General features: G+C 71.9%; 13 protein-coding genes and 1 pseudogene. 7 read left to right on the forward strand and 7 right to left on the reverse strand.

The annotated features are described in order from the left end of the window. Positions 1-61 precede the first annotated feature (61 nt). From ABZ479_RS38840 to ABZ479_RS38850, 3 genes are all read left to right on the forward strand, one after another. The gene (locus tag ABZ479_RS38840) at positions 62-1063 is read left to right on the forward strand and encodes a GlxA family transcriptional regulator (protein WP_500465978.1); all 1002 of its coding nucleotides are present in this window, start codon (positions 62-64) and stop codon (positions 1061-1063) included. A 138-nt stretch (positions 1064-1201) separates the two neighbouring features. Continuing rightward, a complete protein-coding gene (locus tag ABZ479_RS38845; protein ID WP_500465979.1) occupies positions 1202-1954 on the forward strand; it encodes a hypothetical protein in 753 nt (250 codons plus the stop codon). A gap of 88 nt (positions 1955-2042) precedes the next feature. Then, on the forward strand, positions 2043-2405 hold the full coding sequence (locus tag ABZ479_RS38850; RefSeq protein WP_499611502.1) for a UBP-type zinc finger domain-containing protein: 363 nt from the start codon (positions 2043-2045) through the stop codon (positions 2403-2405). A gap of 30 nt (positions 2406-2435) precedes the next feature. Here the strand turns inward: ABZ479_RS38850 and ABZ479_RS38855 are convergent, their stop codons facing one another. The 4 genes from ABZ479_RS38855 to ABZ479_RS38870 form a co-directional block, all read right to left on the reverse strand. Then, a complete protein-coding gene (locus tag ABZ479_RS38855) occupies positions 2436-3284 on the reverse strand; it encodes a thioesterase family protein (protein ID WP_500465980.1) in 849 nt (282 codons plus the stop codon). Positions 3285-3286: 2 nt separating this feature from the next. Further along, the gene (locus tag ABZ479_RS38860) at positions 3287-3877 is read right to left on the reverse strand and encodes a TetR/AcrR family transcriptional regulator (protein WP_500465981.1); all 591 of its coding nucleotides are present in this window, start codon (positions 3875-3877) and stop codon (positions 3287-3289) included. A gap of 126 nt (positions 3878-4003) precedes the next feature. Further along, on the reverse strand, positions 4004-4855 hold the full coding sequence (gene fdhD / locus ABZ479_RS38865; RefSeq protein WP_500465982.1) for a formate dehydrogenase accessory sulfurtransferase FdhD: 852 nt from the start codon (positions 4853-4855) through the stop codon (positions 4004-4006). 5 nt (positions 4856-4860) lie between these two features. Further along, entirely contained in the window at positions 4861-4995 is a 135-nt protein-coding gene (locus ABZ479_RS38870) for a hypothetical protein (protein WP_500465987.1), read from the reverse strand. A gap of 432 nt (positions 4996-5427) precedes the next feature. Between ABZ479_RS38870 and ABZ479_RS38875 the strand changes: the two genes are divergently transcribed. Together ABZ479_RS38875 and ABZ479_RS38880 are read left to right on the forward strand one after the other, a co-directional pair. Continuing rightward, the gene (locus ABZ479_RS38875) at positions 5428-6387 is read left to right on the forward strand and encodes a rhomboid family intramembrane serine protease (protein WP_500465983.1); all 960 of its coding nucleotides are present in this window, start codon (positions 5428-5430) and stop codon (positions 6385-6387) included. A gap of 122 nt (positions 6388-6509) precedes the next feature. After that, on the forward strand, positions 6510-7190 hold the full coding sequence (locus ABZ479_RS38880; protein WP_499611489.1) for a GntR family transcriptional regulator: 681 nt from the start codon (positions 6510-6512) through the stop codon (positions 7188-7190). A 37-nt stretch (positions 7191-7227) separates the two neighbouring features. Here ABZ479_RS38880 and ABZ479_RS38885 read toward each other — a convergent pair whose 3' ends face one another. Then, on the reverse strand, positions 7228-7743 hold the full coding sequence (locus ABZ479_RS38885) for a VOC family protein (RefSeq protein WP_500465984.1): 516 nt from the start codon (positions 7741-7743) through the stop codon (positions 7228-7230). Positions 7744-7814: 71 nt separating this feature from the next. Here ABZ479_RS38885 and ABZ479_RS38890 point away from each other — a divergent pair, with 71 nt between their 5' ends. Together ABZ479_RS38890 and ABZ479_RS38895 are read left to right on the forward strand one after the other, a co-directional pair. Beyond that, positions 7815-8453, forward strand: coding sequence for a LysE family translocator (locus tag ABZ479_RS38890; RefSeq protein WP_500465985.1), 639 nt, complete (start codon positions 7815-7817; stop codon positions 8451-8453). A gap of 28 nt (positions 8454-8481) precedes the next feature. Beyond that, entirely contained in the window at positions 8482-8799 is a 318-nt protein-coding gene (locus ABZ479_RS38895; RefSeq protein WP_499611481.1) for a chorismate mutase, read from the forward strand. A gap of 171 nt (positions 8800-8970) precedes the next feature. Here ABZ479_RS38895 and ABZ479_RS38900 read toward each other — a convergent pair whose 3' ends face one another. Together ABZ479_RS38900 and ABZ479_RS38905 are read right to left on the reverse strand one after the other, a co-directional pair. Beyond that, on the reverse strand, positions 8971-10365 hold the full coding sequence (locus ABZ479_RS38900; protein WP_500465986.1) for an OFA family MFS transporter: 1395 nt from the start codon (positions 10363-10365) through the stop codon (positions 8971-8973). A gap of 287 nt (positions 10366-10652) precedes the next feature. Further along, a pseudogene (locus ABZ479_RS38905) lies at positions 10653-10799 on the reverse strand (formyl-CoA transferase); the annotation flags it as partial.

The raw sequence follows: 10799 nt of genomic DNA on the forward strand, positions 1-10799 counted from the left end.
CCCGATGCGCGCCCCACGGGAGGCGTGGTGGGAACCACCTTGCCCTCGATGAGGGGTGACCATGGACCTGCCGAAGCATCCCTCCACCTCGCGCGGCCGTGATCACCATGTCGTCGCTGTGGTGGTCGTTCCCGACGCCGTCACGCTCGAGGTGCTGATCGCGCAGCAGGTGTTCGGACCTGCTGCATGGTCCGACACCCCCAAGCATCGTGATCCTCCCTACGAGGTCGTGCTGTGTGGTGAAGATCCTCGTGTCACGCTGCCCTCGGGGGCCGACCTCGGCGAACTCGCTCCCCTGGACGTCGTCGAGGACGCCGACACTGTCATCGTCCCGGGCATCGAGAACCCGCTCGCCCCCAGGAGCGATGCCCTGTTGTCGGGCATCCACGGCGCTCTGACGACAGGTGCACGCACGGTGTCGTTCTGCGGTGGTGCCTTCGTCCTGGCATACGCCGGAGTCCTCGACGGGCGGCGCGCCACCACGCACTGGCTGTACGCCGAGGAGTTCCGGGAGATGTTCCCGGACGTGAGACTGGAACCCGAGCACCTGTTCGTGGACGACGGGCCGGTCCACACATCCGGAGGTGTGTTCTCCGCCTTGGACCTCGCCCTGCACCTTGTGGCCGAGGATGTCGGGCAGGCCTACGCGAACGACCTCGGACGACTCCTGGTCACCATGCCCCACCGTCCGGGGGGTCAGTCTCAGTTCGTCAAGAGTTCCCTGCGTGCCGACGACGCCACCGCTGCGTGGTCACTGATGCCCTGGATCCAGGAGCACCTCCATGAACCCCTGACCCTCGCCCGGCTGGCCGCACAGGAACACGTGAGCGAGCGGAGTCTGCTGCGGAAATTCCGCCGTGATGTGGGAATGAGCGTCTTCGACTGGATCAGTCAGGAGCGCGTGAACCGCGCGAAACAATTGCTGGAGACGACCACATTTCCCATCGCGGACATTGCGGCAATGGCCGGTTTCGGTTCTGCCGAAAGCCTCCGGCGGAACTTCCGGAAGCATGTGGGCATCACCGCCGGAAGCTACCGAGCCACCTTTCGCAGCGTGGCGTAGCACGCGTTGCACGTTCGACGGCACCAGGCGCAGCACCACCTGACCGCCAGGGGCGTACCGGCCGGCCACCCCAAAGTGCGACGCCGCGACTCCCCTGCCCCGTAGGCCCGTTGACGCCCCCACGTAGCATCGGCGCTCGTGACCGCGCACCCCGCCCCCGTACCCGCCGAGTTCGTCCGCTTCGCGGTCGCGCTGGAGCCCGACGAGCTCGTCTTCGGCCACGCCACCGGCCGTGTCACGGACGAGGACGCGCGACGGCTGGCCTTCCTGCGCCGGTGCGACCTGGGGGAGCGCGGGGGGAGGTTCGCCGCGCTGGCGGAGGCGGAGCCGGAGGTGTGGCGGCAGGCCGCCGCCGACGCGGGACCCGGTGCCGGGCGGGTCTGGGCCTACCTGGAGGGGCTGCGGCGCGGCGAGCACGACCCCGCCGGGCGGCGGGAGTTCCTGGTCGGGCGGGCGGCGGCCGGGCGGGGCATGAACTGGGCCGACTCCTCGGCGCTGCTCGGCACCGACCGGCCCGAGGAGGTCGACGCCGCCTTCGAGCGCGGGGAACCGCTGGTGGGCGTCGCGGTCATCGGGCTGGCGCTCACCCACCCGGACGCCGCCGCGATCCTGCCCCGCGTCGCCCGCGCGCTGGAGGCGCCGCACGAGGAACTGCGCCGCCAGGGGGTCGTGGCCCTGGCCCACGTCGCCCGGCTGCACGCCACGGTCGACGCCCGCTGCCTGGAACTGCTGCGCGGCCTGCCGCCCGGGACCGAGGCCCACGACGACATCATGGCGTACGTGCCCCTGCGCAGGCTGCCGTGGTGGCTGCGCGCCCCCGGGAGCGCCCGCCGCCTGCGCTTCCTCGTCCGGCATCCCGGCAGCCTGCTGCGCCGTCACCGGGGGCGGTGAGGGCCCGTTCCGGTTCGCCCGGTGGCGGCACGTGAGGGCGGTTAGCATGCCAGGAGGACGTGATCGCGGTTAAGGAGGCGGGTCCACCATGGCGGACGACGTCACGATCCCCGGCATCGACCCCACGGCCAGGCCGAGCGGCGCGGGCTGCGCCGACTGCGGCGCCGGCCAGGGGCCGGGCTGGTGGCTCCACCTGCGCCGCTGCGCGCAGTGCGGGCACATCGGCTGCTGCGACTCCTCGCCCTCCCAGCACGCCACGCGGCACGCGAAGGAGGAGGGCCACCCGTTCATCACCAGCTACGAGCCCGGTGAGGAGTGGTACTGGAACGTCGAGACCGAGGAGTACTACGACGGTCCCGTCCTGCCCCCGCCGAACTCCCACCCGGAGGCCCAGCCCGCGCCGGGCCCCGCGGGCAAGGTCCCCGAGGACTGGCAGGCCCTGCTGCACTGAGGACGCACCGCGCCCCCGCGGGCGTCGCGGCTACGCGGGGCCCTGCGGCAGCCGTACCCGGGCCAGCTGCCGGGACTGCGCGACGAGGCGGCCCGCGGAGTCCCACACCTCGGCGTCCTCCTCCATGTAGCCGTCCGCGAAGTTGCGCGTGGAGTGCTTGAGCCGCAGCCACCCGGGCTCCGGCCTGGCCCGGACGTGGGCGGTCAGCTCCAGCGTCGGCGCCCACCCGGGTATCCCCAGGTCGAAGCTGGCCGGCGGCAGGGTGTCCACGGCGAGCAGCAGCATCAGCGGGTCCGGCTCGCGGCCGTCGGGCATGCGCAGCCAGCCCTGGACCAGGCCGCGGCCCGAGGGGGCGCCGACCGCCCAGCCGACGGTGTCCGGGTCCAGGCGCAGTTCGATGCGCTCCAGCATCGGGGAGGTCTTCAGGAACTCCGGCGGCGCCGCGTCGGTGCCGACGCAGTCCTGCGGCGGCGGCATCTGCGGGGGAGTGGCGGAGGTGCGCACGTCGCCCGCGTGGTCGTGGCCGTCGAGGTCGCCGTAGGTCGCGAGCGCCCGCAGCCGCTCCTCGCCGTCCTGTACGAGGGATACCACGCCGGTGGAGACCGTACGGCCGCGGCGCAGCGTCTCCGTGCGGGCGGTCACCGGGCCCGGCAGCGAGGTCGACAGGTAGTAGGCGCTGATCGAGAACGGATCCCGGTGCCCCTGCCCGTCGCCGCCCAGTTCCTCGGCGAGCGCCCGGCCGGCGAGGGCGAGCAGCAGCCCGCCGTTGACGCCCATGCCGATCCGCCAGCCCTCGTGGAGCTCGGCGTCGTAGACCGAGGGCTCGCCCGGACGTGCCGTGACGGCCGTCTCGCGGTCGAATCCGTACTTCTCATGCATCGTCAGTGTTCCTTGAGGTCGAACGAGGTGAAGAGCGCGTCGAGCGCTTCGTCGATGGACGTGGCGCCGGTGCCCAGGGCCAGCGAGCCCCACAGCCACAGCTGCGCCACGCCGTGCAGGCCGGACCACACGGCGCCGGTCAGCGCCCGGGTGTCCGCACCGGGCCGCCAGCCCTCCGCCTGCGCGGCGCGCACGAGGACGAGGAGGTGGTCGTCGAAGGCCGACAACCCGGCCCGGCCGAGCTCCTTGTCCCGGGGGTCCAGCAGGTCGTGCCGGAACATCAGGGTGAACATCGCCGGCCGTCCCAGGGCGTACGCCACGTAGCCGCCGGACCCGGCCCGCAGCCGCGCGGCCGCCGAGGCGCCCTCGGGGCACGCGCGCACGGCCGCGCCGGCGCGGGCGTTGAGTTCCCGGAAGCCCACGGCGGCCACGGCGGACAGCAGCGCCGCCCGGTGCGGGAAGTGCTTCAGCGGCGCCCCGTGCGAGACGTCGGCGCGCCGTGCGATGGCCCGCAGGGTCAGCCCCTCGACGCCCTCGTCGTCCAGGACGGCGAGGGCGGCGTCGAGCAGGCGCGCGCGGGGAGCGGTGGTCATGGTGGACAGTGTCCACCGCGAGGTGGACAGTGTCTACCTCGGGTCCTCGGCTACGGCGGGACCGGCCGGCGCAGGGGGCGCACCTCGCCGGTCGGTCCCGCACGCGTGTACGCGGGCCGGGACGGGTCAGACCCGCCCGGCCGCAGGCGCGGGCAGGGCGATCCGTTCTTCGCCCGCGTACACGTTCATGGAGGTGCCCCGCAGGAAGCCGACGAGGGTGAGTCCCGACTCGGCGGCGAGGTCGACCGCGAGCGAGGACGGCGCCGAGACGGCGGCGAGCACCGGGATGCCGGCCATCACGGCCTTCTGGGCGAGTTCGAAGGAGGCCCGGCCGGAGACCATCAGGATCTTCCCGGCGAGCGGCAGCAGGTCCTGCTGGAGGGCGCGGCCCACGATCTTGTCCACGGCGTTGTGGCGGCCGACGTCCTCGCGGAGGTCGAGCAGTTCGCCCTCGTCCGTGAAGAGCGCGGCCGCGTGCAGGCCGCCGGTCCGGTCGAAGACCCGCTGCGCCGCGCGCAGCCGGTCGGGCAGCGCGGACAGCAGCGCGGGCTCGAGCCGCAGCGGCGCGGGGTCGGTGATGGGCCAACGGGCCGTGGTGCGCACGGCGTCGAGGCTGGCCTTGCCGCACAGGCCGCAGGAGGACGTCGTGTAGACGTTGCGCTCCAGCGTGATGTCGGGGACCGGGACCCCGGGGGCGAGGCGGACGTCGACGACGTTGTAGGTGTTGGACCCGTCGACGGTGGCGCCCGCGCAGTACACGATGTTCGCCAGCTCGTGCGCGCCGCCGAGCACGCCCTCGCTGACGAGGAAGCCCGCCGCGAGCGCGAAGTCGTCGCCGGGGGTGCGCATCGTGATCGCGAGCGGTTTGCCGTTGAGGCGGATCTCCAGCGGTTCCTCGGCGACGAGGGTGTCCGCCCGGTGGTCGACCGCCCCGTCCCTGATCCTCAGTACCCGACGTCGTTCGGTGACCCGTCCCATGTCGATCAGTCCCGGTTCTGTACGCGCTGGAAGCCGAATCGGCCCTTGTTACAGAGGTTGCCACGGGTGGCAGCGCCGTGGTCCGGCACGGTCACCTCGACGAATCCGTCGGCCCGGGGCTCTCCGTTTCCCGGACGAATACTGTGTACAGTATTCGTCTGCTAGGGGTCAAGGGGTCGTAAAAGCGGTCCCGGGCCGGCGTCCGGCCGAAGGGAGTTCGGCCGCAGTTCGCGGGGCGTTCCGAGGGGGTTCGGCGGGGACCGGAGCCGACGGGCCCGACCGCCCCGGCGCCCAGCGTCGCCCCACGACGGACGGCTGCGGACGGGCCGTTCGCGCGGGGCGGGGAAGGCGACCTCAAGGTGCGCCTCACCCCCCCCGGGCACCGTCCGCGTGACGGAGGAGAAGTCCTCCGCCTCGTCGCCGGACTCCCGGACGCAGCCGGCCTGACCGCGGTCACCGTCGTCCTCGTCGAGCGGGCCTGCGGTCCGCGCGGGGAGGCGCAGGCCGGAGGGGTTTGACGCACTGCGCCCGGGCTGGGTACAAACGTGCGACTCCACCGTCCCGTACGCCACATGGGGGGCTTCGCGCTCGTGAGCACCACGGACACCGACCAGGGCACCGAGCCGCCGGTCACCACCTGCTACCGGCACCCCAAGCGTGAGACGTACGTCCGCTGCACCCGCTGCGACCGTTCCATATGCCCGGACTGCATGCGAGAGGCCGCGGTCGGCCACCACTGCCCGGAGTGCGTGAAGGAGGGCGGCCGCAGCGTCCGCCAGGCGCGCACGGTCTTCGGCGGCCGGGTGGCGGCCTCGGGTGTGCCCGTGGTGACGTACGTCCTGATCGCCCTCAACATCGCCGCCTACCTCGGCGAACTGGTCCGCTCCGACCTCGTCGTGCGCTTCGACGGCGTGGGGCAGAGGCTGCTGGGCCCCGACGGCCTGGCCTACGTCTACGACGGCTCGGTGTACCCCGGCTACGAGGCCATCGGCGTCGCCCACGGCGAGTGGTACCGCCTCATCACCTCGGCCTTCCTCCACCAGCCGCCGGACCAGGGCACCTTCGGGATCCTGCACATCCTGTTCAACATGTACTCGCTGTGGACCCTCGGCCCGGCCGTCGAGGCCCAGTTGGGGCGGATCCGCTTCGTCTCGCTCTACCTGCTCTCCGCCCTCGGCGGCTCCGTGCTGGCCTACCTGATCGCCCCGCAGGAAGGCGGTGTCGGCGCCTCCGGCGCGATCTTCGGCCTGGGCGCCGCCTACTTCGTCCTCAGCAAGCGCCTGCGCAACGACCCGATCGGCGGGCGGCAGCTCCTGATCGGCCTGCTGGTGTGGATGGCCGTCTCCGCGGCCGTCACCTCCTGGCAGGCCCATCTCGGCGGCCTGCTCGCCGGCGGCGCCGTCGGGCTCGTCCTGGCCCACGCGCCGCGGAAGCACCGCGCCCTCTGGCAGGCGGCCGGGATGACGGCGATGCTGTTGTTGCTGGTGACCCTGACCGTCCTGAAGACCTCCCAGCTCACCGGCGCCGCATAGCCTGGGCCCCTCGCCCCGGGAGTGTGAAGAGCGTCACCCTTGGGCGTGGTGTCCGTGCCGGGCGGCTGCGCGCGTAGACTGTAGACGAAAGCCAATCATCCCCGGGAAAGGTTGGGGCGTCGATGCTGTCCAGCGGGCTGTCGCAGGGATCCGTGCCCAAGCTCCAGCGTCCGGGCCCCCTGCGCGAGCAGGTGTACGAAGCGCTGCTCGAGCTGATCATCACCCGCTCGCTCACCCCGGGCCAGCACCTGGTGGAGACCGAACTCGCCGGCCACCTCGGGGTCTCCCGTCAGCCGGTGCGCGAGGCCCTGCAGCGGCTCAACACCGAGGGATGGGTGGACCTGCGCCCGGCCCAGGGGGCCTTCGTCCACGAGCCCACCGACGAGGAGGCCGACCAACTCCTGGTCGTCCGCGCCCTTCTGGAGACGGAGGCGGCCCGCCTCGCCGCGGCCAACGCCACCTCCAAGGGCCTGGAACGGCTGGAGGAGCTGTGCGAGGCGGGCGAGGCGGCCGTCGCCGCCGACGACGTCGACGCGGTCGTCGCGGCCAACGCCGCCCTCCACGCCTGCGTCATGGAACTGGCCGGGAACACGGTGCTCGCCGAACTCGCCCGGCAGGTAGAGCGGCGTGTGCGCTGGTACTACACCCCGGTCGCCCGGCAGCGCGGCATGCAGTCCTGGGTCGAGCACCGCGAGCTGATCGCGGCCATCGCCGGACGCGACGGCGAGCGGGCCCAGCAGGTCATGCGCGCGCACACCGAGCACACCAGGACCTCGTACCACCAGCGGTCGCACGAGGACTGAACGCGCCGCCGGCCCGCCCCGCCGGGCTCCCGTCGCCTCAGAACAGCGGTTTGCCGTCGAACCGGCCGAGGTCCTCCCGGTAGAGCTCCACGTTGACCCCGTTGGGATCGCGGATGTAGAGGCTGTCCTCCACGCCCCGGTCCGGCCCGAGGTACTCCGTGCCGGTCTCGTCCAGCCGGCGCTTGGCCTCGGTGAACTGCTCCGCGGTCACCGACAGCGCCAGGTGCTGGAGCCCGCCGATCGTCTCGTGCTGCTCGGGGTGCTCGTGGCCGGGGAAGTCGAAGAACCCCAGCAGGTTGCCGTGGCCGATGTCGAAGAAGAAGTGGCTGGAGCCCGCGTAGTCCCGGTTCTCCACCAGCTCCACCAGCGGGAACCCCAGGAACTCCTGGTAGAAGCGGATGGTCTCCTCGACGTCCCGGCAGATGAACGCGACGTGGTGCACCCCCGCCGCCCGCGTCGCCGGTCGCGCCGTCGGCTCGTGCAGGTACCTCCCGCGCAGTTCCTCCCGCCGGGCCCGTACGGCTTCCAGCTGCTCGCCCTGCGGCTCACCCATGATCGATCCCGCCTCCTCGTACCCGCTCTTAATGCGGTGCGCGGGAAGTTATACCCGATTAGCCTCCGGGCATGGTGTCCTTCGACCGACTCGTGGCCTTCGCTCTGGTATCGCTGGTGCTCGTGGTGATCCCCGGCCCCAGCGTCCTCTTCGTCATCGGCCGCGCGCTCGCCCACGGGCGCCGCGTCGCGCTGACCTCCGTCGCCGGCAACACGCTCGGCTCGTACGTCCTGGTGGTCGCCGTCGCCCTCGGCGTCGGCCCGGTCGTGGAGCGCTCGGCGCTGCTGTTCGCCGCCCTCAAGCTGGCCGGCGCCGCCTACCTGGTGTACCTGGGCGTCAAGGCGCTGCGGCACCGCAGGGACCTCACCATGGTGTCCGGGAACGCGGGAGCGGCGCGTGGCGCCCTGCGCACGCTCGGCGAGGGCTTCGTGGTCGGGGTCTCGAACCCCAAGACGATGGTGTTCTACGCGGCGGTGCTGCCGCAGTTCGTGGACCGCACGGCCGGCCACGTCACCGTGCAGATGCTGCTGCTCGGCCTGGTCTTCAACATGATCGCCCTGGTCTCGGACAGCGCCATGGGCCTGGTGGCGGCTGGCGCCCGTTCGTGGTTCGCCCGGTCCCCGCGCCGTCTTTCGCTGGTCGGCGGCGCCGGCGGCCTCGCGATGATCGGCCTCGGCGTGACCGTCGCCGCGACGGGACGTGCCGACTGACCCCCTTCCCGCTGGTTAGGCTGGGCGGATGGACGACGGACACGTGGACGACACGGCCGCCCTGGAGCGGCTGCGCCACCTGCGCGGCAGCATCGACAACCTGGACGCGGCCCTGGTGCACCTCCTCGCGGAACGCTTCAAGGCCACCCAGCAGGTGGGCGAGCTGAAGGCGGCGCACAACATGCCCCCGGCCGACCCCGGGCGCGAGGCGGAACAGATCGAGCGGCTGCGGCGGATGGCCGAGGACGCCCACCTCGACCCGGCCTTCGCGGAGAAGTTCCTGAAGTTCATCGTCGAGGAGGTCATCCGCCACCACAAGGCGATCGCCGCCGACCGCTCCGCCTGAACGCCGCGTGGGCCCCGGTCGTGGCGTTCCACGACCGGGGCCCACGTCATTCCGGCACCGTCCTCCTAGGACACGGGGGTGGTCCGGGGACGCCGCGGTGGACGGGAGGAACACCCGGTCGTCGGGCACGGCGTGCGGTGCCGGAGCCCCGGGTGCTCTCCGGTGGTCACGTCAGATCGCCTCCCTGCTGGTGGGCTGCGGGTTGGGCGTGATGTCCTTCTTCTTGGGGCGTCCCGGCGGGGTGAGGAAGAGCGCCACGAAGCCGGCGAACAGCGAGATCGAACCCGCGAGGGTGAACGCCCCGCCGTGGCCCCAGTGGCTGACCACGAAGGCGCCCATGCCGGAGCCGAGCAGACCCGAGACCAGCTTGGAGCTGTACACCAGGCCGTAGTTGGACGCGTTGTTGTTCTCACCGAAGTAGTCGGCCGTCATCGCCGCGAACATCGGGAAGATCGCGCCGCCGCCGAAGCCGGAGATGGACGAGAAGATCAGGAACAGCGGCAGGTTCTTGATGTCCGCCGACCACAGGATGCCGTACTGCGCGAGGCCGAGGACGAGGCAGACGAAGATCAGGCACTGCTTGCGCCCGTAGCGGTCGGACAGCCAGCCGATGACGCCGCGGCCCGTGCCGTTGACGATCGCCTTCAGGGACATGGCCGTGGCCACGATCCCGCCGGCGAAGCCCGCCTCCTCACCGATGTCGACCTGGAAGGCGATGCCGAAGATGTTCACGCCCGAGGTGCACAGCAGGCAGAACCACATCAGGGCCACCCGGCCGGTCCGCCACGCCTCGGCGGGGGTGTACTGCCGCACGGCGGGCGGGTTCTTCTCCATGGCGCGCCGGGCCCGCGGGTCGTCCGGCACCTTCAGCGGGTCGACGTCGGCCGGCCACCAGTTCTTCGGCGGGTCCTTGAAGAAGTAACCGGCCACCGCGACGGTCAGCGCGAGGAAGACACCGACCGAGACCAGCACCCAGCGGAAGTTGGTCAGGTTCATGTAGCCGGTGAAGAGGAAGACGAACGGCACCGAGCCGTAGGCGAAACCGCCGTTGACGAAGCCGGTCTTGCCTCCCTTCCGCTCCGGGTACCACTTGCCGACCATGTTCACGCAGGTCGCGTACACCATGCCGGCGCCCATGCCGCTGAACATGCCGAAGCCGATGTACGCCACGACGACGTGCGGTGCGTACGCCAGCGACAGGTAGCCCAGGAAGGTGCCCAGGGCGCCGCACATCATCGCGTAGCGCGCCGGCAGCTTCCCGGACTCGCGGAGCTTGCCCGCCGGGAAGGCCACCGCGGCCTGGAAGAACACCCAGACCCCGAGCATCCAGAAGATGTGCAGACTGCTCCACGAGTGCGCGGTGTGGAGCGTGTCCTCGGCGGACGCGAACGCGTACTCCGCCGAGCTGATGCCCATCATGCCTACCCACGGCAGGATGACCATCCACTTGCGCTTCCGGCCCATGATGTCCAGGTCGGTCTCGCCGACGCGGAACACCCGGCCGTTGTGGTCGGTCACCTCTCGGTAGGTGACGGGTGTTTGGGACGTCGATGTCGTTGACGCCATTGTCATGATTCCCCTGCCTCGAAAGAGTCTGGCCAGCGCCCCCTGGACCTGGGGCCGGCACGGGTCGGTCTCCGTGGAGTCCGACCCGTGCCGGCCCCCGTGCTCTTTTCGTGCTGTGCGGCGGGCCCGGTCCGCGCGTTCCACGCGGCCCGGCCCCGTCACGGGTGGTGCTCCGGTCAGGGCAGCCCCGCTGCCCCGGCCCACCGGTGGACGGTGCCCAGCACCGCCGCCGGTTGCTCTGTGGTGTGCGACCGTACGTCGTCGCGCCCGTCGGTGTCCGCCATCGGTCAGATCACCCCGTCCGTCCGCAGTGCCGTCAACTCCTCGGCCGTGACACCCAGTTCGCCGGTGTAGATGTCGTGGTTGTGTTCGCCGAGGAGGGGTGAGCGGTGGATGGTGGTGGGTGAGTCGGAGAGTTTGAGGGGGTTTCCGAC

This window comes from Streptomyces sp. NPDC005722, from assembly GCF_040630935.1.
Lineage (GTDB): Bacteria > Actinomycetota > Actinomycetes > Streptomycetales > Streptomycetaceae > Actinacidiphila.

Coding starts and splice junctions, on each gene's coding strand:
- ABZ479_RS38840 (WP_500465978.1), top strand. CDS start 62: ATGGACCTGCCGAAGCATCCCTCCACCTCGCGCGGCCGTGATCACCAT.
- ABZ479_RS38880 (WP_499611489.1), top strand. CDS start 6,510: ATGCTGTCCAGCGGGCTGTCGCAGGGATCCGTGCCCAAGCTCCAGCGT.
- ABZ479_RS38900 (WP_500465986.1), bottom strand. CDS start 10,365: ATGGCGTCAACGACATCGACGTCCCAAACACCCGTCACCTACCGAGAG.
- ABZ479_RS38850 (WP_499611502.1), top strand. CDS start 2,043: ATGGCGGACGACGTCACGATCCCCGGCATCGACCCCACGGCCAGGCCG.
- ABZ479_RS38875 (WP_500465983.1), top strand. CDS start 5,428: ATGGGGGGCTTCGCGCTCGTGAGCACCACGGACACCGACCAGGGCACC.
- ABZ479_RS38860 (WP_500465981.1), bottom strand. CDS start 3,877: ATGACCACCGCTCCCCGCGCGCGCCTGCTCGACGCCGCCCTCGCCGTC.
- fdhD (WP_500465982.1), bottom strand. CDS start 4,855: ATGGGACGGGTCACCGAACGACGTCGGGTACTGAGGATCAGGGACGGG.
- ABZ479_RS38885 (WP_500465984.1), bottom strand. CDS start 7,743: ATGGGTGAGCCGCAGGGCGAGCAGCTGGAAGCCGTACGGGCCCGGCGG.
- ABZ479_RS38855 (WP_500465980.1), bottom strand. CDS start 3,284: ATGCATGAGAAGTACGGATTCGACCGCGAGACGGCCGTCACGGCACGT.
- ABZ479_RS38890 (WP_500465985.1), top strand. CDS start 7,815: ATGGTGTCCTTCGACCGACTCGTGGCCTTCGCTCTGGTATCGCTGGTG.
- ABZ479_RS38895 (WP_499611481.1), top strand. CDS start 8,482: ATGGACGACGGACACGTGGACGACACGGCCGCCCTGGAGCGGCTGCGC.